This window comes from Bradyrhizobium sp. 21 (assembly GCF_023073335.1).
In the GTDB taxonomy this organism is placed as follows: Bacteria; Pseudomonadota; Alphaproteobacteria; order Rhizobiales; family Xanthobacteraceae; genus Bradyrhizobium.
On sequence record NZ_JADPJG010000006.1, the window covers coordinates 301265 to 327025 of the forward strand.

Here is a 25761-nt window from a genome sequence, read left to right on the forward strand (position 1 = left end):
CCTAGGTTGGTTCCCTTGTCCCTTAACTCACCGCTTAGTCGCTTCGCGCCTTCGGACACACCCGCTGAACGCGAGGGACTTAAGCGAACCACCTAAAACGGGACGACCTCGGGATGCCCCCCTCCGTCGCTCAGTCACAATTACCGAACGTCTTTGCACACACAACAAGAGAACGCTTCAGAACGGGCCTATGGAGCGTGTTTTCCGGCAGGTGTTGCACAAATAACACGCAGATGTGATCGGAGCGAACCCGTAACTATTTGAATATATTCAAATTTTTTAACGGGTTCCATTTGATGCCAAAAGTTACGGCGACTTCCGCACATCCGCAGAGAAGCTCGGCCATGGCTCTGATGCGTGCGAATCGTAGAATCGCCCAAGGGCTCGGCGCCACCCACTCGGAAGTTGGCTGGCCTGACGCGGACGCGAACGACTGCGTGTGGAGGCCACGACGTATCAATACGTGGTGGAACGTCCTTTATCCGCCGGTCGCTGGTCCGGCCCCCCATTTGGCCAAAGACGTCGCGCGACGGACGTCTCTCATCCGCGCGCTTGAACTTCGATATGATCTGGCGGCAAGCCGGCCTGATGTCGTTGATACATAGCCGCGTAGGCCGTCTCCAGCCGCCGGGTATAGAGCGCCGCATCAAACAGTGACGCGGTCAGGCGGCTTTCTTGCAGCCTGCCGCGCATGTCCGCCAGCTTCTGTCTATCAAGCGCCAGATCGATCGCGAGCGCTTCGTAATCCGCACGCGTTCGCGTGATCAGCTCAGGCAGGCCGACCGCGTCAAGCAGGCTCGCCGCCACGCGGCCCGCGAAACTAGTCCCGACATGGGTCACCACCGGCAGGCCCGCCCACAACGCATCACTCGCCGTCGTATGTGCGTTGTAGGGCAGCGTATCCAGGAAGAGGTCCGCGAGGCGATGGCGCGCCAGATGTTCGGATGACGACGCAACGCGCCTTGCAAACACAAGGCGATCCGGATCGACGCCCAGGCCCCTGGCTTCCTCCCGCAGATTCGATTTTGCGATCTCCCCCACGTCGGACAACCACAAGACCGACTGATCCACGCCTTTCAAGATATTCATCCAGCTGCCAAAGATAGCCGGATTGATCTTGTAGGCATTGTTGAAGCAGCAAAACACCGTCCATTCCGGGCGCAAACCGTGGTCGGCCCGATCGGGCGCAGCTTCCTCGAATGTTTCAATTTGATTATCGCGCGGCATGAAGCTGCCGGGCAAACGAACGACCTTCTCGTCGAAGAACTGGCTGTTTTGATCCGGCAGCACGACGTCATCGGCAATGATGTAATCGTACAGCTCGCTTCCCAGCGTTCCCGCAAAGCCGAGATAGTTGACGACGATCGGAGCCGGACTGGACGCGAACAACGACAGCCTGGCATTCTGCGTATGGCCTGCAAGATCGACAAGAATATCGATCTGCGCATCGTCGATCGCTTTCAGGACTTCACTGTCGATCTTGTGCTGACAATCAACAAAGCGATGAAACGACCTTTCCAGCCGCCGGCGCAAATCGCTGTTGTCATCAGGACCAATTGAAAACGCATACGTCTCGAAGCGGTCGGGATCGTGGCTCTCGAAGATCCCGGCGGTGAGATACCCGACCGGATGCTGACCAAAATCAGGTGAAACATATCCGACACGGATCTTGTCGTGGCTGCGGAGCTCGCCCCTTGTCCTCGGCTTGGCGAAATGCGGGAGCTTCGCCCTCACCCAGGTCCTGGCGCAGCGGAGCTGATCATCGGGAGAATCCGTCAAGGACAGCAGCGCAAAGGGAGAGCTGTTGGCCTTCCCGAACCGTATTGCCGCCGTCAACCGGCCGATCTCTTCGTCCAGATTGTCCCAATTGCACAGGTTCATCTTGGCAAGAAGGCGCAGACCGTCGATGCCCTCCAGGTCAGGCCTGATCGACAACGCCTTGTCATAGGCGATCAAGGCGTCGTCATAGCGCCTGAGCTCGGTAAAGACGTTGCCCCGGCCAATCCAGGCCCCCTCGGTGTCCGGCTTGATCGCGAGCGCCTTGTCATAGGCGGCAAGAGCCTCCTCGAAGCGCTTCAGCTCCCACACCACATTGCCGCGACCAAGCCATGCCTCGGCGAGATCAGGCTTGATCGACAGCGCCCGGTCGTACGCGGCGAGTGCATCGTCACGGCGCTTGAGCTCGGTGAGAACATTGCCGCGGCCAAGCCAGGCTTCCGCCAGATCGGGGCGGATCGACAACGCCCTGTCATAGGCAGCGAACGCTTCGTCAAGGCGTTTGAGATCGAAGGACACATTGCCCCGACCAAGCCACGCGTTCTCCAGGTCGGATTTGATCGAGAGCGCCTTGTCGTAGGCTGCCGACGCTTCGTCGTAGCGCTTCAGGCTCCAGAAAACGTGTCCCCGGGCGACCCACGCACTCTCGAGATCGGGCTTGATCGACGTCGCCTTGTCGTACGCGGCAAGCGCCTCGTCATGGCGCTTGAGATCGGTGAAAACCTCACCTCGGCCAACCCACGCATTCGCGAAATCGGGCCTGGCCGACAGCGCCTTGTCGTAGGTGGCTAATGCGTCGTCGTAGCGCCCGAGATTCCGGAGTGCATTGCCGCGACCAAGCCATGCGGTCTCGAGGTCGGGCCTGATCGACAACGCCTTGTCGTAGGCGACGAGGGCGTCCTCGTGGCGCCTGAGCTTTTCAAGGCAGCCGCCCTTGCTGGCGTAGGCATCGGCAAAGTTCGGATTGTAGAAGATCGCCTTGTCGAATTGATCGATCGCCTCCCCGTAGCTTCTCGCGGATTCGGCGAGGATCGAACCTCTGTTGTGATATGAGAGAGGATTGCGCGGATTCACCGCCAATGCGCGCGTGAAATAGGCCAGAGCCTCCTGAGGCCTGCCCAGGGATTTGAGCGCATATCCATAATTGCTGAGCGCTTCGTCGCTGCTTCCGTTCAGGGCCACGGCCGCCCTGAGATGCACCTCGGCCTCGGCAAATCGACCTTGGACGAGCTTCACCACACCCAGGAGGTGCTCCACTTCGAAGACGGCCCTGGACGATTTTGCGATCTGCTGCAGTATTCTTTCCGCTTTGACCAAATCGCGGGCTTGAAAGGCTTCGACAGCACGTCGAAATTTGGTCTGCAGTTCACCCGCCAAGCCCATTCCTCCCGCAAGGATAACCCGGCCAATCATACCATCGGCCCCGACATTGCAAGATGGCGCCGGAGTGGCATGGCCCGGCGGTTGCGCAGCGAACGAGCCTGCCGGCCCGGCCCCCTTCCCCGCTTTGATCTCCAGGGCGCCGCTACGCCCCAAAGAGCAATCGGCGCCAGGATAGCTGCGACAAACCGCAGAAATATACAACTAAATCAATAGTTTGATTGAATTTTGCGGAGGCAGCGGGATTCGCTTCGAGGGCAAACCGCTTTGTTTTGAAAATCGCTGGGAATATTCGAGCGAAAACACACGCTTCCAAATTGACCAGCCCGCGTAATTAGATGCATAAGGCTCGCACCGGAGAGGTGGCCGAGTGGCTGAAGGCAACGCTTTGCTAAAGCGTCATACGGTCTCAAGCTGTATCGAGGGTTCGAATCCCTCCCTCTCCGCCACCCAATCCCGATAACCGATTGCCTGACCAGGACCACAAGAGCTGTTGGCTGGGCTGACGGAGTGCGGACGCCAGCCGCAGGCGGCAGAAACAAGGTCGGTGCGACTCTTTCACCTGAAAGCCCACCGTCGAACAGCAGCACAAGCCTCGCGCAAGGATACGCGCGGCACGAGAAGCCTGCGATTCGCGCTGTCCTTATATATGCGTGTCCGCACCTCGCGGAACCACCGCCGGATCCGCCACTATGGAACCAGGTGCCCCCGTGAAACGCGGAGCCCGATGCGAGTCTCCGCTCAGTGAGCGGAGACCCACGCCCTCGCCTCGCGCTGCGCGGCCGAGATCTCAGCGTCCGACATCTGCCCGGCGACTTCCTGGCGCAGCGTCACAGCGTCCTTGCGGCCCTTGAGGGCGGCGAGGTTGAACCATTTATGCGCGGCGACGAGATCGACGAGACCGGAGCGTCCGCTCGCCCAATAGATCCCGCGCTCGAACAGCACATCCGACAGCGCGCCAGCGTCGATCGGCGTTGCGGTCTCCAGATCGAAAGTACCCTGAAACATAACGCATCCCCTATTTTCTTGTGCCGCCTCGTCCCCCGAGCGCGGCTCCCGTCCAAAACTGTTCAACTCATCCCCGAGGCTTTTTTGCCCCTGCCGTTTGCCGGCTTGTTGGAGGTAATGATGGCGGGCAAATTTGAATGGCAGTTTAAGTATCGCGATGAAGCAGAGGTAAACGCGAGCGCAGGCCGCCTGCGCGCGGAATTCAAGAAGTCCCTGATTTGCAGGCACTTCTGCGATTCGTCAGATTCGGTTTACCGTGGGATTTTGGGAGATCGATAACCATCGCGCACGGTGACAGGCCACCCCCGAGCCTCATCGGAGGTGCTGCCCACTTCCCTTCAGGAGTGGAACAAGCTCCTTGTGATCAGCTTCCGCAATATCGAGCGGCGTCTTGCCGCTAGCATCCTTGGCATCTGCCCTTGCGCCGTGGTTCAACAGCTCATGCACCGTCTCCGCGTCTCCCCGCGAGACAGCCCTGTGCAGGGCTGATTGGTCTTCTCGCGTCGGCCCATTCACATTCGCCCCCTTCGAAATCAGCAGCTTCACGGCATCGAGCGACGAGGATGATGCGGCGGCGATTGGAGACACGCCCGGCGAGCTGGCGCTTGCAAGAGACCGCAAATCGGGATCGGCGCCGGCGTTGATCAGCAACATCATCATCTCGACGTTGTGTGCTTGAATCGCTCCAAGCAGTGGCGTCGCCGATCGGCTTGCCCCTCCGAGAGGCGCATCCGGGCCGTTCGGCGGAGCGCCTGCCTCGAGCAGCGCGCGGACGCAAGCCATGCTGCCATCCAGGGCCGAAGCAACCAAAGCGTTCGCCAGGCTTTGAGGATCCGTCAGGGCCCGCTCCGCCAATTCGGGCGGCAGGCTGGCAAACAACGGCATGCACGTCTTCAGAGACAGTGACTTCGGCTGACTCGGCATCGCCGCCGTGACATTGATCGTCGGGCTGATGGTCGGACTAATCGTAGGACTGATGGTCGGGCTGATCGTGGGACTGATGTTCGGGCTGATCGTGGGACTGACGGCGGGACCGACAATTGCGGCGGCCGGTCCTGCGTGGTTGTCGGGCCTTGAACCAAACAGCCTGTCCCAATTGCTCAGGACGCCCGTCCCCAATACGCCTACGACGCCGATAATCGCCACAATGACTGTCTTATCCGGCTGCTTGTTAGCCTGCGCCGGTGCGCGCCCTTGCTCTTCTCCCATCCGAGCCTCCGAAATCGCATAAAGCAATGTTGGAAGCAGACCATTCCAAGGCTGGCCTTTCAATCTAAACTTGTTGAAATCAGCCGCACCGCACTGCACGAGACGTATGCCGGCTGGTGAGTTGCCGGAAAAGAAGATCGCCGGTCGATCTGCCGTGGCAAGGCGCGCGATCTGTGAGATCGCGTACGTCCCGCCTCGACAACGTCGCGGTCAGATCAGCAATGTCGGGGATAAGGGAATGCCGGCAATACCCCGGCCTCAAGAGAACGAGGGCGTCGGCGAACACGTCAGGACCAGATTCCACCTTGACCGCAAGGCCACTCGTGAAATTGCAGAACCGGCGAACCGGACCCGCACCGAACGAAGAAAACTTGTTTCTTCTGCCGGACCAGACTTTGGCGAGCGAACCCGCGAAAGAGAACGATCCGACCGTTGACCTGATGTCTCGCCGACACCCTCTATCGTCGACCAGAACCTTTTGAGAGGCGCTGATGACGTGCCGGCTCTCTAGGAGCCGGCAACTTCAAAAAGCGAAGTTACTTCTTCTTGGCGACCTTGCGGGTCTTCTTCGCAGTCTTCTTCACTGCGCTCTTCGCCTTCTTCGCCTTCTTTGCCTTCTTAGCTTTCTTGGCCATGTTGCCCTCCGATGTGTGAGATGGCTTAATCGCTGCATGCAGTCGGGGATCGAGTGCACACTCATCCCGAATACACCAACACAACGAAAAAAACAGCGTCTCGCTTAAAGAAGTGTTGACGGCGAAACGCGCCTGCGCTGGCGAACGCGATGCAAACGGGCTGCATGAGGTGTGCTTGCGATCGCAGAGAGTGCCCGCAGCATCGACGTTTGCAAAAGATGCGATTGTAGAAAAACACTATGCAGCAAGTATTTTTTTGCACGCGTGCATCGCGCGCGATCGCTGCAATGATGCATCATGCCGATCGCGCGAGCGCCTCGTGAGGGTGCTTCGCGGACTCTGAGTCGCGGATTTTGGCAACGAAAATATTTTCATGATTAACGGCGCGAGCGCTCGTCTGAGCGTGTTCAAGCCGCCGTTTTGCGCGAATCGCGTGGCGCCGATTCGGTCGCAGCATCGCTCTCGATCGGGATGAAGTTTGCCGTTGTCGGTGCGCGCGAGCGTCGCATGGCGAACCGGAAGCGAGGTGACGACGCGCGTCCGTCACCTCGTTCTAACGCGTAAGGCTAGACGCCGAGCTTGGACTTGAGCAGGTCGTTGACGCTCTGCGGGTTGGCCTTGCCGCCGGACGCCTTCATCACCTGGCCGACGAACCAGCCGAGCGACTGCGGCTTGTCCTTGACCTGCGCCGCCTTGTCGGAATTGGCCGCGATGATGTCGTCGACAACCTTTTCGATCGCCGAAAGATCCGTGACCTGCTTCATGCCGCGGCTTTCGACGAGCGCGCGGGGATCGCCGCCCTCCTGCCAGACGATCTCGAACAGATCCTTGGCGATCTTGCCCGAGATCGTGCCCTCGCCGATCAGGTCGATGATCGCAGCCAACTGCTCGGCGCCAACCGGAGAGCCCGTAATATCCCGCCCCTCCTTGTTGAGACGGCCGAACAGCTCGTTGATGATCCAGTTCGCCGCGACCTTGCCGTCGCGCGCGCGGTCGGCGAGCTTCTCCAGCAGCGTCTCGTAGAACACCGCGCTCTCGCGCTCGGCGACCAGCACGCTCGCATCATAGGCCGACAGGCCGAAATCGGCGACGAAGCGCGTCTTCTTCTGGTCCGGCAGCTCGGGCAGCTCCGTCTTCAGCTCGTCGACGAAGGCTTGCGAGAACTCCAGCGGCAGCAGATCAGGATCGGGGAAGTAGCGGTAGTCATGCGCCTCTTCCTTTGAGCGCATCGACCGCGTCTCGCCCTTGTTGGGATCATAGAGCCGCGTTTCCTGGTCGATCTGGCCGCCGTCCTCGAGGATTTCGATCTGGCGCCGTGCCTCGTACTCGATCGCCTGGCCGATGAAGGTGATCGAGTTCATGTTCTTGATCTCGCAGCGGGTGCCGAGCGGCGCGCCCGGCTTGCGCACGGAGACGTTGACGTCGGCGCGCAAGGACCCCTTCTCCATGTCGCCGTCGCAGGTGCCGAGATAGCGCAGGATCGAGCGCAGCTTCGTGACGTAAGCCTTGGCCTGCTCGGCGTCGCGGATGTCCGGTTTCGAGACAATCTCCATCAACGCCACGCCGCAGCGGTTGAGATCGACAAAGGACAGCGACGGCGATTGGTCGTGCAGCAACTTGCCGGCGTCCTGCTCCAGATGCAGCCGCTCGATGCCGATCGCGGCAGTCCTTCCGCCGTCGAGCTCGACGATCACCTCGCCCTCACCGACGATCGGCGACTTGTACTGGCTGATCTGATAGCCCTGCGGCGAGTCCGGATAGAAATAGTTCTTGCGATCGAACACCGAGCGCAGATTGATCTTTGCGTTGAGGCCGAGCCCGGTCCGGACAGCCTGCCTGACGCACTCCTCGTTGATCACGGGCAGCATCCCCGGCATCGCCGCGTCGACCAGCGACACATGCGAGTTCGGATCGCCGCCGAATGCGGTGGAGGCGCCCGAGAACAGCTTTGAGTTCGACGTGACCTGGGCGTGGACCTCCAGGCCGATGACCATCTCCCAATCGCCGGTGGCGCCTTTGAGAAGCTTGTGGGGTGCGGCAGGTGCGTTCATGGCTTTACTGGTCCCTTGGCTGCCCGCCCTTCACCCGCTTCGAGAAGCCCGTTGAGCGACCGAAGCACTTCGGCCGGCTGGCGCAGCGCGATCTCGGGGCGGCCCATCATCTTGATCCCTCCGAAAAGCGCGTCAACCTCCGGCGAGGAGGCGAACACGAAGCCGTCGAAAGACGTGCTCTGGTTCTCGAAATCGCTGGAGATCTCGACGCGGTATCCCTGCGCCTTGAGACGATCGACGACCCCGCGATGGAGATCCTGCGAATGGGTTGCGATGAAGAGATAATCGACGCGGCGCTTGCTGAGCACGCCCTCCGCGCCCTGCAGCATCTCGACCTCGAAAGCCTGGATATCAGCATGCAATATGTCGAGATGCTTGATCTTCCTGTCCCGGAAGAAGGCGTCGACCTCGAATTTGCCGTTGCCGACAAAGGCCTTGATGAACTCGCCCTTCAGTCCGTTGCGCGCGAAATTATCCTGACCGGCCTTCAGGCAGGCCGGGTCCGGCTCGACCAGGATGACCTCTGCCTTGGGCCGCGTCTTCTTGAGCCACATGGAATAGTGGCCCCAATAGGCGCCGAGCTCGATCATCGAGGGCGCCTCGCCGAGCCGCTTCAGCAGTTCCTGGAAGACATACTCTTCCAGCGGCTCGTGGACGCCGCGATTGATGATGAGCACACTGCTGAAGGGGCCGTAATAGGCTCCGGGCCCGATGCCCGGAACCTTCAGGCCGTTATGCAGAAAGACCTGATCGCCTTCGACGAGGCCTGCCATCGGGACGCGTTCGATCAGGAGGTTGAGGGGATCGGAAACGATCTCGCGAAAACGGCCGAATAGATCCTCCGGCTTCGCCTTCGGCCCCGTGAAAGCAGGCTCGCTCATGCGGATGCACTCCCACCCAGCGTATCAGCGATGCGCTGCCATTCTGCTTCAAGCGAATCCGTTGCCACCGGCTGGCCAGCCTGGCGGTACCAATAGCCGGCATTGCCGAGATCGCCCTCGACGCGGTGCAGATAGGCGTGCACCCAGGCGGCCTCGCGGCTGCTCTCCTCCTGGACGATCTTGTGCGCCTGGTCCCAGTCGCCTTTGGCGGCCCACCACAGGCCGGCGAGCGGCGCGCTGAGATCCGGCGCCGGCGCGGCGCCGTCGAGGCTGGCGATATACGCCGCCATGCTCACCACCACCTCGCGGGCGTGAAGCGGCCGGCCGCCTGCTCGATCACCTCGCCGAGCGAGAACAGCGTCTCCTCGTCGAAGGGACGGCCGATCAGTTGCAGCCCCAGCGGCAGACCCTGCGCGTCCTTGCCGGCCGGCACGGCGATGCCGGGCAGCCCCGCCATGTTCACGGTCACCGTAAAAATGTCGTTGAGATACATCTCGACGGGGTCGGCACCGCCCTTCTCGCCGATGCCGAAGGCGGCCGACGGCGTTGCCGGCGTCAGAATCGCGTCGACGCCCTGGGCGAAGCAATCCTCGAAATCCTTCTTGATCAGCGTGCGCACCTTCTGGGCGCGCAGATAATAGGCATCGTAATAGCCGGCCGAGAGCACATAGGTGCCGATCATGATGCGGCGGCGCACCTCTGCGCCAAAGCCTTCCGCACGGGTGTTCTCGTAGAGCTCGTTGATGTTCCTGCCCTGCTCGCGCAGGCCGTAGCGGACGCCGTCATAGCGCGCGAGATTGGAGGAGGCCTCCGCCGGCGCCACGATGTAATAGGCCGGCAGCGCATATTTGGTGTGCGGCAGGGACACCTCGACGAGCTCGGCGCCGGCCGCCTTCAGCCATGCGGCGCCCTCGCTCCAGAGCTTTTCGATCTCGGCCGGCATGCCGTCGAGGCGATATTCCTTGGGAATGCCGATCTTGATGCCCTTCACGGACTTGCCGATCGCGGCCTCGTAGTCCGGCACGGGCATGTCGACCGAAGTCGTGTCCTTCGGATCGTGGCCGGCCATCGAGCGCAGCAGCATCGCGCTATCGCGCACGCTGCGCGCAATGGGGCCTGCCTGGTCCAGCGAGGAGGCAAAGGCGACGATGCCCCAGCGCGAGCAGCGGCCATAGGTCGGCTTGATGCCGACGGTCGCGGTGAACGCGGCCGGCTGGCGGATCGAGCCGCCGGTGTCGGTGGCGGTCGCACCCATGCAGAGCAGTGCCGCCACGGCCGAGGCCGAGCCGCCGGACGAGCCGCCCGGCACCAGCGTGGTGTTGCTTCCGTCGCGCCGCCAGGGATTGCCGACGGGTCCGAAGCACGAGGTCTCGTTCGCCGAGCCCATTGCGAACTCGTCATTGTTGAGCTTGCCGAGCATGACGGCGCCGTCGCGCCAGAGCTGCGAGGTGATGGTGGACTCATAGGTCGGCACGAAATTGCCGAGGATTTTTGAGCAGGCCGTAGTGCGCACGCCCTTGGTGGCAAAGAGATCCTTGATGCCGAGCGGGATGCCGGCGAGCGGGCCGCCCTCCCCCTTGGCGATCTTCTCGTCCACGGTCTTCGCCATGTCGCGCGCGCGATCGGGCGTCTCCATCACGAAGGCGTTGAGCACGCGCGCGGCTTCGATCGCGTTCAGATGCGCGTCGGTCAGCTCGAGTGACGTGAAAGTCTTGGCCGCGAGGCCCTTGCGGGCCTCGGCGAGCGTCAGCGATGTCAAATCGGTCATTTATTGATCGGGCTGCAGAAGAACGGAGACAGGGTTTTGTCGTTGGCCGGGTCGTCTTTTTTGGCGGCGACTTTCGCAGCCGCCTCGATCTCGTCGAGCACGGCATTGACGGCGACGTTGGGGTCGGCAGCCTTGCCCTGCCGCTCCATCTTGTCGAGATAGTTCATATAGGCCTGATAGGCCTTCTCATCGTCGCAAAGCATGCACATCGGACTTGGTCCCAAGAGTCTTTACTTTGACGCGTTTTCTTGACGCGAACCGGCTTCCACTTCGCTCGAAACGCTAAGCCAATTACTCGACCACCTTCGGCACCAGGAAGAAGTGACCTTCGGTCGCGGGCGCGTTGGCAACGATATCGTCGGCGATCCCGCCGTCATTGACGACATCCTGGCGCTTCTTCATCTGCATCGGCGTGACCGAGGTCATCGGCTCCACGCCCTCGACATTGACCTCCGAGAGCTGCTCGACAAAGGCGAGCATGGCGTTGAGCTCGCCCTGCAGATGCGGAACTTCGCCCTCGGAAACCGCAATGCGCGCCAGATGCGCGATGCGGCGGACGGTAGCGGCGTCGACGGACATTATATACGGCCTCTCACGGCAAAAACCTATGTGCCGTATAGCAGAGGCCGGTTTTGCGCCGCAACCGGGGCGGCTAGCCTAGCCGGCCAGCGCTTTCATGCGGGCCAACGCGGATTTGGCGAGATCCCGGGTCAATTCAGCCGCGGGAAGCTCCCGGCCCAAGGCAATCGCCTGCCCGGCCCACAGATTGGTGAAGTCCGCACGGCCTTGCTTCTCCGCGGCCACCTTCAGGGGCGCCAGCGCCGTGGCGGCATGGGGAAATGGCGGCGCATCCGGCGAGATCGGGCCGGCTTCGCGCATCAGGCGGTTCTGGACGCCCCGCGCCGGCCGTCCGGTCATGACATTGGTGATGACGGTGGAATCATCGCGTCCCTCGGCCAGCGCGGCGCGCCCCGCCGCGGTCACCTTGGATTCCGGACAGCGCAGGTAAGCGCTGCCGATCTGCACACCGGAGGCGCCGAGCGCGAAAGCCGCCGCAATGGCGCGGCCGTCGGCGATGCCGCCGGCTGCAATGACCGGCACCTTCACGGCATCGACGATCTGGGGCACCAGCGCAAGATTGCCGGGCTGCTCGCTGATCTTCTCCGTCAGGAACATTCCGCGATGGCCGCCGGCCTCCGCGCCTTGCGCGATCACCGCATCGACGCCGTGCTGCTCCAGCCAGACCGCTTCCTTGACGGTGGTCGCCGAGGCAATCACGAGGCAGCCCGCCGCCCTGACGCGCGCGAGCAACCCTTGCTCCGGCAGGCCGAAATGGAAGCTGACGACTTCCGGCTTAACCTCTTCCACGACGGCGCATGCCGCCGCATCGAACGGCGCCCTGTTGGCAGCATTGACCGGTGCGGCCGGATCGAGGCCATGCTCCCCGTAATAGCCCGCGAGACGCTGCTTCCAGCGCGCCTCCGCCTCGGCCGTGAACTCGACCGGCGTGTGGCAGAAGAAGTTGAGATTGACCGGCGCGGTGACGCCCTTGCGAATGATGCCGACCTGCTCGCGGATCTTCTCCGCTGACAGCATCGCGCATGGCAGCGACCCCAGCGCCCCGCCTTGCGCCGCCGCGATCACCAGCTCCGCATCCATTACACCGGCCATCGGCGCCAGCACGATCGGGAATTCGGTCTTGAAGAGGTCGATCAGTCGACGGTCAGGCCACATGGTTGTTCCCTCTTGTCTTCAGGCGATGGAGTTGCGTCGGCCGGCGAGCATCTGCTCCGCCTCGGTCACGATCCGCTCGACGATCTCGGCGGCGGGTGGAATATCATGGATCAGGCCGACGGCCTCGCCCGCGATCACGGCGGCGACGTCGAAATTGCCGGCCGCCTTCGCCGCCGCATAGTCTGTCGCGACCGCGGCGATATTCTGCATCATCTCGACCTCGCGGCCGATCCAGCGCCTGGCGTGGTCGTTGATCAGACAGCGGCCGGTGAACGGCGCCGGCCAGACATTGTTGCGCGAGAGGTCGAAGATGATGCCGCGTACGGTGGAACCGCTGCTTGCCGCGCCGATGCGCCGCTTCGCCTCATCGGCGCCGTCGGCCTCCGCGCTCGCAAAAAATCGCGTGCCGAGCAGCACCCCGCTCGCGCCGAGCATCATCATGGCGGCGAGCCCGCGCCCGTCTGCGATGCCGCCGGCCGCGACCACCGGCACACGGCCCGCCGCGAGATCGACCACCGCGGGCACGAGATCGAGGGTGGTGCGGGAGGCACCGTGACCGCCCGCCTCCGTCCCCTGCGCGACCAGGATGTCAGCACCGGCTTCGAGCGCCTGCCGCGCCATGGATTCATCCTGCACCTGGCAGATCAGGCGCGCCCCGGCAGACTTGATGCTCGGCGCGAACGGCGCGGGATCGCCGAATGACAACATGATCGCGGACGGTTTTGTGGCGAGCGCAATATCGAGAAGCTCGGGCCGCTTGGCCAGGCTCCAGGTGATGAAGCCGATCCCGAACGGCGCCGAAAGGCCTGCGAGCTTCGCGGCCTCCCGCTCCAGCCAGGCCCTCTCGCCATAGCCGCCGCCCAAAATGCCGAAGCCGCCGGCGCGGCTGACGGCCGTCACCAGACGGCTGCCGGCGACGATATCCATCGGCGCCAACAGAATGGGATGCTTGATCTCCAGCAGCGTGGTCAGCGACGTCGCAATCGGCATGGCTTCTCTCCGACCTGGACAGCGAGCCTAGGCGCGACTAGCATTCTCGAAAAATGAATTGTTGCGAACGCTGCCATCTCGAAAGCGAAACGACGCCATGGAACTCAGCGATATCCAGACCTTCGCCGCCGTCGCCCGCACCGGCGGCATCACCCGTGCCGCAGAAGAGCTGAACACCGTGCAGTCCAATGTCACCCAGCGCGTGAAGACGCTGGAAGCAGAGATCGGCACGCCGCTGTTCGAACGTCACAGCCGCGGCATGACGCTCACCGGCGCCGGCAAGCGCCTTTTGCCTTACGCGCAACGGATGGCCGCATTATCGCGCGAGGCCATGCTTGCCGCCCGCGACGATGGCGAGCCGAAGGGACCGCTCGCGATCGGCTCGATGGAAACCACCGCAGCGGTACGGCTTCCGCCACTGCTGGCCGATTTCCACCGCCGCTTTCCCGCCGTGCGGCTCAGCCTGCGCACGGCGCCCACGGCCGACCTTGTCGCTTGCGTGCTCGACGGCACGCTGGACGGCGCCTTCGTCGCAGGTCCGATCGCGCATGCCGACCTCTCCGTGACAAGTGCGTTTCGTGAGGAACTCGTGCTGGTCAGCGCGCGGCGCTGGAGCTCGCTGGCCGAGCTGCGCGCCGGCACGCCGGAGTCGGGCCCGACCGCGCTGGTGTTCCGCACCGGCTGCACCTACCGCCAGCGTCTCGAACAGGTTTTCGTCGAGTTCGGCTGGCCGTCGGCCGCACGCTTCGAGCTCGGCACGCTCGACGGCATGATCGGTTGTGTCGCCGCCGACATGGGCGTGACGCTGCTGCCGCGCGCCGTCGTCGAACGCAGCGCGATAAACGGCAGCGTGACGATCCACGCGCTCGGCGCCTCGCATGCGCGCGTCGAGACCCTCTTCATCCAGCGTTGCGCCGGGCATCAAACCAGCGCGCTGAACGGTTTTGCCGCCTGCCTCAAGAAAGACGACGACGTCATCGCGGCCTGACCTTCGCGCGCGTTCCACCGCGCGAAATTCACTGTCACAAAACTGTCGTACTTGTTTCGATCGACGCCGCGCGTAGCGAATGCTGCGTTCAGCCGCCGCAGCATCGCATCTCGAAAAGTTTTGAAGCCTGCGACTTTTCTACGTTAGGATGAGCGACTGGCCAGCGCGAAACATAACGAAGCCAAAACATCGGCAAAAACATCGGGAGGACTATCGATGCGCAATACGCTCGTGTTGTGCTGCGTCGCTGCATTGTCGGCGATATCAGGAACTGCAAGCGCACAGGACTGGACCAAATCGAAATGGGGGCCGAACGACGAGATCGGGGCCGCCAACTACATGACGCCCGAGCTCGTGCTGAAAGCCGCCTCGCTGGTGAAGACCGGAAAGACCTATGCCCTCGGCATTCCCGTCTCGCCGCAGACGCCCGCCTATCCGCCGCGCGCGTTCAAGCTCACCATCGTGCAACCCGGACAGGCCGGCATCCCCGGCCTCGGACCGAACAAGGCGACCTATAACGACGACATCCTGGACACCTGGGTCGGCATCGGTAGCCAGATCGACGGGCTCGGCCATCTCGGCGTCGAGCACGTCTATTACAACGGCAACAAGCTCGCCGACTTCGCCGATCCGAACGGGCTGAAGAAGCTCGGCATCGAAAAGGTGCCGCCGATCGTCACCCGCGGCGTGCTGCTCGACATGGCGGCCTATTACAAGACGGACATCGTGAAGGAAGGCACCGCCTTCAACGTCAAGGAGATCGACGACGTCGCCAAGGCGCAGGGCGTCGAGATCCGCCAGGGCGACGTCGTCATCTTCCACACCGGCTGGCTCAGCCTGATCGGCAAGGACGACAAGCGCTATTCGGCGGGCGAGCCCGGTCTCGGCGTCGAAGGCGCAAAATACCTGACGAGCAAGGGCGTCGTCGCGATCGGCGCCGACACCTGGGCGCTCGAGGTGCTGCCGTTCGAGTCCAAGAACATCTTCGAGGTTCACCAGATCCTGCTCGCCATGAACGGGACCTACATCCTCGAGAACATGGACACGGCCGCGCTCGCCAGGGACAAGGGCTATGAATTCCTGTTCGTACTGGGGCAGCCGCGCTGGACCGGCGGCGTGCAGGCGATGATCAACCCGATCGCGATCCGCTGATCTGATACCGGGCGAGGATCGCCTGCTGTACGCAGACGCCCTCGCCCGGCCTATCTCTCCGGCCTGAGATGCCAGCGCCGCAACGCAACCAAAGCCCAGATCGCCTCGACCACACCGAACGGCCAGGCGCCTTGCAGAAAACCGTAGGCCGAGCCGAGCGCGCAGGACATGGCGAACAGCACCACGAACCAAGGGCTGCGATCCTCGAAGGCATAGCAGACCAGCATCGCGGTGACGGCAAACAGGCCGAATAATGTCAGCGCATCCATTGTTCCGGGTTCACTCCGCAGCGCGACGCGTGATATGCGCTAGTCCCATGCCGGCTCTTATCCTGCCTCTCGTCGATGCTGCAACCCACTGGCCCGAGCGCGGCGGGTTGGTCGGCCTTGATCTCGGCACAAAAACCATCGGCGTTGCCGTCTCCAATCCGGACCGGCGGCTCGCGACCGGTGTCGAGACCATCCAGCGCAAGGCGTTCAAGCAGGACGCGGCGCGCTTGCTCGCGATCGCGGCCGAGCGCAAGGCGGTCGGCTTCGTGCTCGGCCTGCCCATCAACATGGACGGCAGCGAGGGTCCGCGCGCGCAATCGACCCGCGCCTTCGCCCGTAACCTCGCCGGGCTGACAGCGCTGCCGATCGGCCTCTGGGACGAACGCCTCTCGACCGCGGCGGTCGAGCGCGAGCTGATCGGCATGGACGTCAGCCGCGCCAAGCGCGCCGAAGTGATCGACGAGCACGCCGCGATCTTCATCCTGCAGGGCGCGCTCGACCGTCTCGCCAATCTTCGGGCAGCCCCGGGGACAGGCTGATCCATGGCCGTCGTGATCGCGGCACTGCTGCCGGTCTTCATTCTCATCGTGCTCGGCGTGGTGCTGAAGCGCAGCCTGATGCGGCTCGACAGCCAATGGCACGGGCTGGAGCGGCTGACCTATTTCGTGCTGTTCCCGATGCTTCTGATCCAGACGCTGGTGAAGGCGGACCTGTCCAGGGTGCCGGTCGCGGGCGTCGGCGGCGCGCTGCTGCTCTCGGCGCTCGCGATGTCGCTGCTGTGCCTTGCGCTGCGCCCGGCGCTGGCGCGGCTCGACATCGACGGTCCCGCCTTCTCCTCGATCTTCCAGGGCGCGATCCGCTGGCAGACCTATGTGGGGCTGTCGGTGTCCGCCAACATGTTCGGCGAAGTCGGGCTGGCGCTCGCCTCGGTCGCGATGGTGGCGATCATTCCGCTGGTCAACGTGCTCAGCGTCGCCGTGCTCGCGCACTACGCCGCGCCGGAAAAGCAGTCCGCGCGCGCGATCGTCATGACGGTGATCCGTAACCCCCTGATCTGGGCCTGCGTGATCGGCCTCGTCATCAACGTCGTCCACCTGCCGCTGCCAAAAATCTGGCATGAGGTGGCCGATGCGCTCGGCCGCTCCTCGCTCGCGATCGGCCTGCTCGTCACCGGCGCCGGCTTGCAGCTCAAGGGCCTGCTCCGTCCAAGCGTGGGCGCCGCTGTTGGTGTGGTGTTCAAGCTGGTGCTGATGCCCGTCGTCGCGCTCGTTCTCGCCAAATGGTTCGGGCTCTCCGGCGACAGCCTCACGATCGTCGCGATCTGCGCCGCGGTGCCGACCTCGACCAGCGCCTATGTGCTGGCCCGCCAGATGGGCGGCGATGCACCATTGCTGGCGCAGATCATCACGCTGCAAACGATCTTGGCGGCAATCACGATGCCGATCGCGATCACGCTGGTGGCCTAGCTTCCCAGCCACATCGTCAGCACCACCGCGGTGAGATTGTTCAGCGCATGCAGCACGATCGTGAGCCAGAGCGAGTTGGCGCGATGGCGCATGTAGCCGAACCACACGCCGATGGTGAAGACCTCGGCGAGGAAGTACATGTCGTACTGAAGATGCACGACCGTCCACACCAGCGACGAGAGGAAGATCGCACCCGGCACGCGCAGGAAGCTCGCCGACCAGCCGCGGAAGAGGAAGCCTCGCGCGAGAACCTCTTCCGACATCGGCGCCGCCACGCTGAAGGCGAACAGCAGCAAGAACGCGGCGCCCTTGTCGCGGCCCGACTTCAATAGATCGGTCATGAAGCCCGGCGTCGCCTCGCGACCGAGGCTCCGCGAGATTGTTTCCCAGGCCAGCACGAGCAGGATGAGGCCGACGGCGCCGAACAGGAGCTGCTTCCACGACGGCCAGCGCAACGCGAGATAGTCGACGAAGGATGCCTTCTTGATGCGGACGGCGAGCCACACCGCGGCAAGCGTCGTGGGCAGACCCATGATCACCGACAGCGCCAGCGCCTGCGGCTCGCGGCCGACGAGCTGGATCGAGGCCATGTCCAGCGGGAGCCCGCGCAACGCCACCAACAGAAGTATGGCGCCGATCTGCCCGACGAACATCGCGACGAAGATCAGGATGCCCCACAGCGCCGTGCCCCAGAACATCCAGACCCGCGGCGTCGCAGGCGTCACGGTCAGCGGCGGGTGTTCGGGATTGAGGGAATCCATCAAGAGGCTTTCGTGAGGTGCGGGAAACCGTCGGGCATTCAAGGCCGCGGCGGAATCGGGAAATCATAGGCCGCCCCGCCCGCTCCCGGCAGGGAAAAATGCCACCACTCCTTCGAATAGTTCACAAAGCCTTGCTTCGCCATCGCAGCCACCAGTCGCCTGCGCCAGGCGCGCTGGTCGGCCGTGATGGATGATGCCGCGGTGTGGCCTTTCGTGTCGGTGCAATCATAGCCCGTACCCATGTCGACGCTGCCTTCCGGCAGCCGCGCCTCGACCGGCGCGGTGCAATCGGCGTAAGCCTTCGATGGCTCATACTTGCCCGAATTGTCAGCTCTGAGATCGACCAGAGTGAGATCGAGCGCCGCGCCCGTCGAATGCTGCGAGCGGCTTGCGATGTAGCCGAGGCGGAACAGCTCCGTCTTGGGAATTTTGGGATTGTAGCGCCGCTCGGCCGCCGTCTCGTGGCCGTTCTGCGACCACCTGACCATGTCGAGCGAGGCCCGCGCCGGCCGGTAGCAGTCGAACATCTTGAGCGACAGGTTTTGCGCCGCCAGCTCCTGCTGAACCGCCTTCAGCCGCAGCCCCACCTCGCGCTTCACCACGCATTCACCGGCGCCATAGCCGGCGAGCGGACGGCCGACGAAATTGTTCGAGGTCGCATAGCGGATGTCCTGAACGATCGTGGGGTCGATGTCGCGCAGATAGACGAAACCGCCGGGAAGCGATTGGGCGTGGGCGGACGAGATTGACCCGATCGTTAAAAGTGCAATCAAAATTGGGCTGGCGGAGCGCATTGAACTTCCCTCGTTCCGGGCTCGATGCTTCGCATCGCCCCGGAATGACGGCAAGACAGATCAGGGGATAACTCCCCGCCCCGGCATTGGCCCTTGCCCCCCCAGCCATCCACGCCTATAGCTCTCGCTTTAATGACATCGAAATCGACCTTCGTCCTCGGCCACCGGCATTTGCTGGGCATCGAGGGCCTTTCCGCGGCCGACATCACCGGCCTCCTCGACCTGTCCGAAGAATATGTCGAGCTCAACCGCCAGGTTGACAAGAAGCGCACCGTCCTGCGTGGACGGACGCAGGTGAACCTTTTCTTCGAGGCGTCCACCCGGACCCAATCCTCGTTCGAGCTCGCCGGCAAGCGGCTGGGCGCCGACGTCATGAACATGTCGGTGTCCTCCTCGTCCATCAAAAAGGGCGAGACACTGGTCGACACCGCGATGACGCTGAACGCGATGCACCCGGATATCCTGGTGGTGCGTCATCACGCCTCCGGCGCGGTGGAACTGCTGGCCCGCAAGGTTGACGGTTCCGTGATCAATGCCGGCGACGGCGCGCATGAGCATCCGACGCAGGCCCTGCTCGATGCGCTGACCATTCGCCGCAACAAGGGCCGCATCGAGGGCCTCGTGGTCGCGATCTGCGGCGACGTGCTGCACTCGCGCGTCGCCCGCTCCAACATCATCCTGCTCAACGCCATGGGCGCCCGCGTTCGCGTCGTCGGCCCCTCCACGCTGCTGCCGCCCGGCATCGAGCGGATGGGCGTCGAGGTCGCGCGTGACATGCGCGAGGGGCTCAATGGGGCTGACATCGTCATGATGCTGCGGCTCCAGCGCGAGCGCATGAACGGCTCGTTCGTGCCGTCGACCTCCGAATATTTCCATTATTTCGGGCTGGACCAGAAGAAGCTCGCCTACGCCAAACCCGATGCGCTGGTGATGCATCCCGGCCCGATGAACCGCGGCGTCGAGATCGACACCGCGGTCGCCGACGGCGCGCAATCGCTGATCCGCGAGCAGGTGGAGATGGGCGTGGCCGTACGCATGGCCGTGCTCGAAGCGCTCGCCCGCAACCTGCCGAACGCGTGATGCCGATGCTGACTGACCGCCGCCCCATCCTGCTTGCCAACGCCCGCGTCGTCGATCCCTCGCGCGATTTCGACGGCCCCGGCGATGTCCTGATCGCCGACGGCATCATCCGCGAGACTCGCCGCGGCATTGGCGCTGCCGGCGTTCCCGAGGGCACCGACGTCGTCAACTGTTCCGGCAAGATCGTGGCGCCCGGCCTGATCGACATGCGCGCCTTCGTCGGCGAGCCCGGCTTCAGCCATCGCGAGACCTTTGCCTCGGCGAGCCAGGCGGCTGCGACCGGCGGCGTCACCACGATCATCTGCCAGCCCGAGACCGAGCCCGTCATCGACAATTCCGCGACCGTCGACTTCGTGATGCGCCGTGCCCGCGACACCGCGATCGTCAACATCCTGCCGATGGCCGCGCTGACCAAGGGCATGCGCGGCGCGGAGATGACCGAATTCGGCCTGTTGAAGGCCGCGGGCGCTGTCGCTTTCAGCGACGGCGACAGAAGCGTCACCAACGCCCAAGTGATGCGCCGCGCGCTGACCTACGCCCGCGATTTCGACGCGCTGATCGTGCATCACACGGAAGATCCCGATCTCGTCGGCGAAGGCGTGATGAACGAGGGCGAGTTCGCGAGCCGGCTCGGCCTCATGGGCATCCCGAACACCGCGGAGGCCGTGATGCTGGAGCGCGACATGCGCCTGGTCGCGCTGACCGGCGGGCGCTATCATGCGGCCTCGCTGTCCTGCACCGACTCCCTCGACATCCTCAAGCGCGCCCGCGATGCCGGCCTTGCCGTCAGCGCCTCGGTCTCGATCAATCATCTGGCGCTGAACGAGAACGACATCGGCCCCTACCGTTCCTTCCTGAAGCTGTCGCCGCCGCTACGCACCGAGGACGACCGCCGGGCGCTGGTTGCGGCGGTCGCCTCCGGCCTCCTCGACGTCATCATGTCCGACCACAATCCGCAGGACGTCGAGGTCAAGCGCCTGCCGTTCGCCGAAGCCGCACCGGGCGCCATCGGGCTCGAGACCATGCTGCCCGCGGGCTTGCGGCTCGTGCACAATGGCGAGCTGGACCTGAAGACGCTGATCCGGGCGATGTCGACCCGACCGGCGGAGATCCTCGGGCTATCCGGTGGGACTCTGCGCGCAGGCAGCCCCGCGGATGTCATCGTGATCGACCCCGATGTCCCGTGGGTCGTCGACCCCGCCGAGCTCAAATCGCCCTGCAAGAACACCCCGTTCGACGAGGCCCGCTTTACAGGCCGCGTGGCGCGCACCATTGTCGGCGGACGGACGGTGTACGAGCATGTCTAGGATGCCGTTTTCCGTCGATGCAGGCCTCGTCTCGCGCCGCGACAACATTTCGGGACCTGATCATGGGCGCTGGCTATGTCGGACATGGAGATACCGCCATGGGACTTGAAGCGTTCCTGCCGGTGGCGTTCGTCATCGGCTATTTGCTCGGCTCGATTCCGTTCGGGCTGGTCCTGACGAAGCTCGCGGGCACGCAGGATCTGCGCTCGATCGGCTCCGGCAGTATCGGCGCCACCAACGTGCTGCGCACGGGACGCAAGGGCCTCGCGGCCGGCACCCTGCTGTTCGATGCGCTCAAGGGCACCGCCGCAGTGGTGGTCTCCGGTTACATCGCAGGGCCCAATGCCGCGATGGTCGCCGGGCTCGGCGCGTTCCTTGGCCACCTCTTTCCGGTCTGGCTGAAGTTCAAAGGTGGCAAGGGCGTCGCCGTCTATATCGGCATCCTGCTCGGCCTGTTCTGGCCGGCTGCACTCGTATTTTGCCTGCTCTGGCTGGCGACCGCCTTCACCACCCGCTACTCCTCCCTCTCGGCGCTGGTGGCGTCGTTCATCACCCCGCTGTTCCTGTGGTGGTTCGGCCACCTCGCCTTGTCTGCGCTATCGGCGGTGTTGACCCTCCTGCTGTTCTACGCGCACCGCGAGAACATCAAGCGCCTGCAATCAGGAAAAGAAAGCCGTATCGGCGAGAAGGCCTGAGCCGGGCATCTACGGATACCGCCGCACCACCTCCGCATTATATGCCAAATCCTGTTCGCAACTTGCGGCCGAATCACGGCTGTATGGTCGAACGGGTTCCAGGCCTGTCTCCTGACAGCGGAATGGCGTGAGGCGGTTGCTCAGAATGAGCGAGAAGATTGTCGGCGCGCATGACGATTGCGGCTTGCAGGGCACTGCGGCAAGCCGGCTGCTCTCGACGACCGATATCTGGTCCAATGCGCCCTCGCCGCCTCCTGCTCCCAAACCCGTTCCCGTTTCACTACCAGCGCCGCAGCGCGCTCGCATCGCGCAAGCTCCTCTGATCGAGGCAATGATCACGGCCGCAGCTGTTACGCCCGCGCAGCCGCGCGCCAAGCCATGGCGGCCGCGAAAATTGTCGCTGGCGCTCCAGGGCGGCGGCACCTTTGCCGCCTTCACCTGGGGCGTGCTGGAGCGTCTGCTCGAAGAGCCCTCCATCGAGATCGACACCATCAGCGGCGCCAGTGCCGGCGCCATCAACGCGCTGCTGCTCGCCTCTGGCTTTGCCGAGGGCGGGCGTGAAGGCGCCCGCTCGCGGCTGAACCGGTTCTGGATCCGGTTGATGCACGAGGCCTCGTTCCGATCGCTGATGCTGATCGGCGGCTTTTCGCCGGCGGGAAGCTCGGTCGCGTTTGGTCCGACGCTGCGCTCCGGCCAGTTCGATCCGTTCGATCTCGATCCGCTGCGGCAGGCGTTGTCGCGCGACATCAACTTTTCGGCCCTGCGCGACGCGCGGTGCCCAAAACTGCTGATCGCGGCGACGCGGATTCGCGACGGCCAGCAGCAGATCTTCCGCAACGATTCCGTCACCGCCGACGTGGCACTGGCCTCGACCTGTCCACCCCTGGTTCACTGCGCCGTGGAGATCGACGGCGAGGCCTATTGGGACGGCGGCCTTGGTGGCAATCCGCCCTTGCTGCGGCTGGCGCAGGATACGACGAGCTCCGATGTCCTGCTGGTCCAGGTCACGCCGGCGCGCGACAGCTACGTGCCGATCACGCTCGCCGCGATCGACCGCCGGCTCGACCAGATCGCGGCCAATGCCGCCCTCAATGCCGAGATCGCGGCCATCGAATGGACGCAGGCGCACGCGGCATCTCCGCTGCGGCTCTCCAGGATCGCCGCGGAAGACTTCGTTGACGGGCTGGCACAGCGCTCATCCACCGATCTCGGCCGCGGCTTCATTCGTACGCTGCACCGGAGCGGTCGCGAGGCCGCCGAGCGCTGGCTGAAGCAAGGTGCAGATAATGGCGCAGCACCGGCTGCATTCCGCCCGCACGTCGTTGCCGCGGAGTCCGCGCTAGCCTGATTTCGCCAGCGCGTTCTCCAGGAACCACGCGGCAGCAAGTGCGCCGGGATCGTTGCCGAAGCGCGCGATCACCTGCACGCCGATTGGAAGGCCGCCGACCTTGTGCACCGGCACATTGACGCAAGGATTGCCCATCAGCGTCCAGAGCCGGTTGTAGCGGGGGTCGCCGGTCGAGGCGAGCTCCTTGGCCGGCGGCGTGCCCGGCGCCGAATAGGTCAGCAGCACGTCGACGCCTTCGAACAGCTCGCCAAGCTCGCGGCGGCCACGCCGGCTGATCCGGCGTGCATCGTCATAGTCTTTTGGCGTCAGCCCCACCGTCGCATCGAGACTGGCGCGCAGCATCGGCGCGATCTCGTCGTGACGTTCCGAAAACTCCCAGGCGAGCGCGCGATGTGCTTCAAAATCCTGGATGACCGGATGGATGCGCCAGGCCTCCTGCACTGCCTCGGGCAGATCGATGGTCTGCACGCTGGCGCCGGCGCGCGTTGCCGCCTTGATCGCCGCTTGCAGCCCGTCTTCGGCGGCCGGCTCCACGGTGCCGGCGAACTCCTGCCTGACCACGCCGATGCGCGGCGCCTTCGCCGCGACGATGCCGGAGAATTCGGCACGGCCCGTCATCGCGAGCAGTCCGCGCGCAAGATCCTCCGCGCGGGCGCCGAACAGGCCGACCGTATCGAGCGCCCACGAATAGCATTTGACTCCGACCGTCGGCAGCATCCGGAACGACGGCTTGATCGCGGCAGCTCCGCAATAGGCCGCGGGCCGGATCACCGAGCCGCCGGTCTGGGTCCCCAGCGCCAGCGGGATCATGCCGGCACCGACGGCCGCCGCCGACCCCGAGGAGGAGCCGCCCGGCGTATGGCCGAGATTGTGCGGATTGAGCGTCGGCGTCGGATCGCGCGAGGCGAACGCCGTGGTCGTGGTCTTGCCGATGATGGTGGCGCCCGCCCGCTTCAGCATCATCACCACAGGCGCGTCGCTGCGCGGCTGCCAGCCGCGATAGATTTCGGAGCCCATCTCGGTCGGCATATTGGCGGTGTCGATGATGTCCTTGATCCCGACCGCGATGCCGCGCAACGGCCCCGAGGCTTGCGCCTTCGCGGATCTGTCGTGGCGGACGAAAGCGCGGATGTCCTTCTCTTTGGCCTCGATCGCCGCGTGCGATTGCGCGATGGCGTCCTCTGGCGAAAGCTCCCCCGCTTCGATGCGGCGCTGGAGGTCGGCGAGTGAGATCATGGCAATACCCTTCTTATTGGGATCGCTTTTAGCATCGGGGCAAGGTCGCGCAAGCGGATGGCTCATGCATTGCGCCTTCTGACCCAACCTGGTCATTGACCTGGTTGGGTCAATGTCGAATATGCCGACTTTCCGGCCCCGAGCATAAGCGATCAAACATAGCCATTAAGCGATCAAAACATATGAAACGACGCGAATTCATTACTTTGGCAGGCGGGGCACTGGTGTGGGCCAATGCGGCACGCGCTCAGCAAGAGAAGCGCATCTCGCGGATCGGCCTTTTTCTCCCCCCACCGCGCAATTCCGAGGTCGATGCGTTCCTCGTGGCGCTTCGCGGTCTCGGTTGGATCGAGGGCAAGAACGTCCACGTTGAATATCGCGACGCCGATGGCGACGACACCCGGCTGCCGGCGCTGGCCGCTGAACTGGTCGCCCTCGACGTCGACGTGCTCGTGACAGCCACATTTCCCGGGGTTCTTGCCGCGCGCCGTGCAACGACCACGATTCCAACCGTGATCATCGTGGGCCCCGATCTGGTGACCCTGGGCGTCGCCGCCAGCATGGCTCATCCCGGCGGCAACATCACGGGACAGACCTTCTTCCTCACAGAACTGGCCGCGAAGCGGTTAGAGGTTCTGGCGAGCATCGCTCCTGCGATGACCCGCGTAGGCGTGCTCCTGCAACGAGGCAACCCCCTGAACGACGGCACGATGAGTGCGTTGACGAAGGCCGCGGTTGCGCTGAAGGTGGAACTGCGACCGATCGAGGTCGATATTCCCGGCGACCTCGACAACGCGCTCTCGAGCGTCGGCTCCGCGGCCATGGACGGTCTCGTGATCACGGACGCCAATGCGTTCGTCACCAATTCGTCGTTGGTTGCGGCGATCGTCGACAAGTGCCGTGTGCCCTCGATTGCCGCACCCGTCGTCGCGTCCCGGGGAGGCGCGCTCGTCGGGTACGGGGTGGACTTCACCTCCATGTTTCGCCGCGCCGCAGTTTTCGTCGACAAGATCTTGAAGGGCGCGAACCCGGCCGACATCCCGATCGAGCAGCCGACGCAGTTCAAGACGGTCATCAACATGAAGACCGCCAAGGCGCTCGGCTTCGAGGTACCTCAGTCCTTGCAGGTGCGCGCGGACGAGGTCATCGAATAGGAGCCCGCGCCGTGGGCTGATTGGACTTCTGAGTAAATGCCCCAGCAGCGTCATCTGGACTTGGACCTCGGTCTTCAGG

Annotated in this window: 24 protein-coding genes and 1 tRNA gene; 10 read left to right on the top strand and 15 right to left on the bottom strand. The window is 63.9% G+C overall.

What is annotated here, in order from left to right; translation table 11 throughout:
• Nucleotides 1-540: 540 nt before the first annotated feature.
• On the bottom strand, nt 541-3153 hold the full coding sequence (locus IVB31_RS11185) for a tetratricopeptide repeat protein (protein WP_247321775.1): 2613 nt from the start codon (nt 3151-3153) through the stop codon (nt 541-543).
• Between the two features lie 359 nt (nt 3154-3512).
• Here IVB31_RS11185 and IVB31_RS11190 point away from each other — a divergent pair.
• A tRNA-Ser gene (locus IVB31_RS11190) sits at nt 3513-3605 on the top strand.
• 292 nt (nt 3606-3897) lie between these two features.
• Here the strand turns inward: IVB31_RS11190 and IVB31_RS11195 are convergent.
• The 10 genes from IVB31_RS11195 to IVB31_RS11240 form a co-directional block, all read right to left on the bottom strand.
• Nucleotides 3898-4164 (bottom strand): hypothetical protein, encoded by a 267-nt coding sequence (locus IVB31_RS11195; protein ID WP_247321777.1) that lies wholly within the window; start codon nt 4162-4164, stop codon nt 3898-3900.
• 312 nt (nt 4165-4476) lie between these two features.
• Nucleotides 4477-5373, bottom strand: a complete 897-nt coding sequence (locus IVB31_RS11200; protein WP_247321779.1) for an ankyrin repeat domain-containing protein — start codon at nt 5371-5373, stop codon at nt 4477-4479.
• Between the two features lie 1201 nt (nt 5374-6574).
• A complete protein-coding gene (gene gatB, locus IVB31_RS11205) occupies nt 6575-8059 on the bottom strand; it encodes an Asp-tRNA(Asn)/Glu-tRNA(Gln) amidotransferase subunit GatB (protein WP_247321783.1) in 1485 nt (494 codons plus the stop codon).
• A complete protein-coding gene (locus IVB31_RS11210; RefSeq protein WP_247321784.1) occupies nt 8056-8940 on the bottom strand; it encodes an FkbM family methyltransferase in 885 nt (294 codons plus the stop codon). The genes gatB and IVB31_RS11210 overlap by 4 nt, the downstream gene beginning before the upstream one ends.
• On the bottom strand, nt 8937-9230 hold the full coding sequence (locus IVB31_RS11215; protein WP_247321785.1) for a hypothetical protein: 294 nt from the start codon (nt 9228-9230) through the stop codon (nt 8937-8939). The genes IVB31_RS11210 and IVB31_RS11215 overlap by 4 nt, the downstream gene beginning before the upstream one ends.
• A gap of 2 nt (nt 9231-9232) precedes the next feature.
• Nucleotides 9233-10708 (bottom strand): Asp-tRNA(Asn)/Glu-tRNA(Gln) amidotransferase subunit GatA, encoded by a 1476-nt coding sequence (gene gatA / locus IVB31_RS11220; protein WP_247321786.1) that lies wholly within the window; start codon nt 10706-10708, stop codon nt 9233-9235.
• Nucleotides 10705-10917 carry a hypothetical protein gene (locus IVB31_RS11225; protein ID WP_247321788.1) on the bottom strand — a complete coding sequence of 71 codons (213 nt, stop codon included), beginning with the start codon at nt 10915-10917 and terminating at the stop codon, nt 10705-10707. Before IVB31_RS11225 ends, gatA begins: the two co-directional genes overlap by 4 nt.
• An 82-nt stretch (nt 10918-10999) precedes the next feature.
• Entirely contained in the window at nt 11000-11287 is a 288-nt protein-coding gene (gene gatC / locus IVB31_RS11230; protein ID WP_247321791.1) for an Asp-tRNA(Asn)/Glu-tRNA(Gln) amidotransferase subunit GatC, read from the bottom strand.
• Between the two features lie 78 nt (nt 11288-11365).
• Nucleotides 11366-12442 (bottom strand): nitronate monooxygenase family protein, encoded by a 1077-nt coding sequence (locus tag IVB31_RS11235; protein ID WP_247321793.1) that lies wholly within the window; start codon nt 12440-12442, stop codon nt 11366-11368.
• Nucleotides 12443-12460: 18 nt separating this feature from the next.
• Nucleotides 12461-13432, bottom strand: a complete 972-nt coding sequence (locus IVB31_RS11240; RefSeq protein ID WP_247321795.1) for a nitronate monooxygenase — start codon at nt 13430-13432, stop codon at nt 12461-12463.
• A 97-nt stretch (nt 13433-13529) separates the two neighbouring features.
• Between IVB31_RS11240 and IVB31_RS11245 the strand changes: the two genes are divergently transcribed.
• Nucleotides 13530-14420: a LysR family transcriptional regulator gene (locus IVB31_RS11245; RefSeq protein WP_247321797.1), complete on the top strand. Its 891-nt coding sequence runs from the start codon at nt 13530-13532 to the stop codon at nt 14418-14420.
• Between the two features lie 216 nt (nt 14421-14636).
• Complete coding sequence (locus tag IVB31_RS11250; RefSeq protein ID WP_247321799.1) at nt 14637-15572, top strand: cyclase family protein; 936 nt, start codon at nt 14637-14639, stop codon at nt 15570-15572.
• 50 nt (nt 15573-15622) lie between these two features.
• On the opposite strand, the gene IVB31_RS11255 is transcribed toward IVB31_RS11250, so the two are convergent.
• Nucleotides 15623-15841, bottom strand: coding sequence for a hypothetical protein (locus IVB31_RS11255; protein WP_247321800.1), 219 nt, complete (start codon nt 15839-15841; stop codon nt 15623-15625).
• A 47-nt stretch (nt 15842-15888) separates the two neighbouring features.
• Between IVB31_RS11255 and ruvX the strand changes: the two genes are divergently transcribed.
• Both ruvX and IVB31_RS11265 read left to right on the top strand, forming a co-directional pair.
• Complete coding sequence (ruvX, locus tag IVB31_RS11260) at nt 15889-16380, top strand: Holliday junction resolvase RuvX (RefSeq protein WP_247321801.1); 492 nt, start codon at nt 15889-15891, stop codon at nt 16378-16380.
• Nucleotides 16381-16383: 3 nt separating this feature from the next.
• The gene (locus IVB31_RS11265; protein WP_247321802.1) at nt 16384-17307 is read left to right on the top strand and encodes an AEC family transporter; all 924 of its coding nucleotides are present in this window, start codon (nt 16384-16386) and stop codon (nt 17305-17307) included.
• Here the strand turns inward: IVB31_RS11265 and IVB31_RS11270 are convergent.
• Nucleotides 17304-18068 carry a type II CAAX endopeptidase family protein gene (locus IVB31_RS11270; RefSeq protein WP_247321804.1) on the bottom strand — a complete coding sequence of 255 codons (765 nt, stop codon included), beginning with the start codon at nt 18066-18068 and terminating at the stop codon, nt 17304-17306. The genes IVB31_RS11265 and IVB31_RS11270 overlap by 4 nt on opposite strands.
• A 38-nt stretch (nt 18069-18106) precedes the next feature.
• Complete coding sequence (locus IVB31_RS11275) at nt 18107-18862, bottom strand: M15 family metallopeptidase (RefSeq protein ID WP_247321806.1); 756 nt, start codon at nt 18860-18862, stop codon at nt 18107-18109.
• Between the two features lie 132 nt (nt 18863-18994).
• Between IVB31_RS11275 and IVB31_RS11280 the strand changes: the two genes are divergently transcribed.
• The 4 genes from IVB31_RS11280 to IVB31_RS11295 all read left to right on the top strand — a co-directional run bounded on the left by IVB31_RS11280 (nt 18995) and on the right by IVB31_RS11295 (nt 23292).
• Nucleotides 18995-19942, top strand: coding sequence for an aspartate carbamoyltransferase catalytic subunit (locus IVB31_RS11280; RefSeq protein WP_247321808.1), 948 nt, complete (start codon nt 18995-18997; stop codon nt 19940-19942).
• 5 nt (nt 19943-19947) lie between these two features.
• The gene (locus IVB31_RS11285; protein WP_247322122.1) at nt 19948-21249 is read left to right on the top strand and encodes a dihydroorotase; all 1302 of its coding nucleotides are present in this window, start codon (nt 19948-19950) and stop codon (nt 21247-21249) included.
• 98 nt (nt 21250-21347) lie between these two features.
• Entirely contained in the window at nt 21348-21944 is a 597-nt protein-coding gene (gene plsY, locus IVB31_RS11290) for a glycerol-3-phosphate 1-O-acyltransferase PlsY (RefSeq protein WP_247321809.1), read from the top strand.
• 145 nt (nt 21945-22089) lie between these two features.
• Nucleotides 22090-23292: a patatin-like phospholipase family protein gene (locus IVB31_RS11295; RefSeq protein ID WP_247321810.1), complete on the top strand. Its 1203-nt coding sequence runs from the start codon at nt 22090-22092 to the stop codon at nt 23290-23292.
• Here the strand turns inward: IVB31_RS11295 and IVB31_RS11300 are convergent.
• Nucleotides 23284-24528, bottom strand: a complete 1245-nt coding sequence (locus IVB31_RS11300) for an amidase (protein WP_247321811.1) — start codon at nt 24526-24528, stop codon at nt 23284-23286. The two genes, IVB31_RS11295 and IVB31_RS11300, sit on opposite strands and share 9 nt — an antisense overlap.
• 182 nt (nt 24529-24710) lie before the next feature.
• Between IVB31_RS11300 and IVB31_RS11305 the strand changes: the two genes are divergently transcribed.
• A complete protein-coding gene (locus tag IVB31_RS11305) occupies nt 24711-25682 on the top strand; it encodes an ABC transporter substrate-binding protein (protein WP_247321812.1) in 972 nt (323 codons plus the stop codon).
• Nucleotides 25683-25761 lie beyond the last annotated feature (79 nt).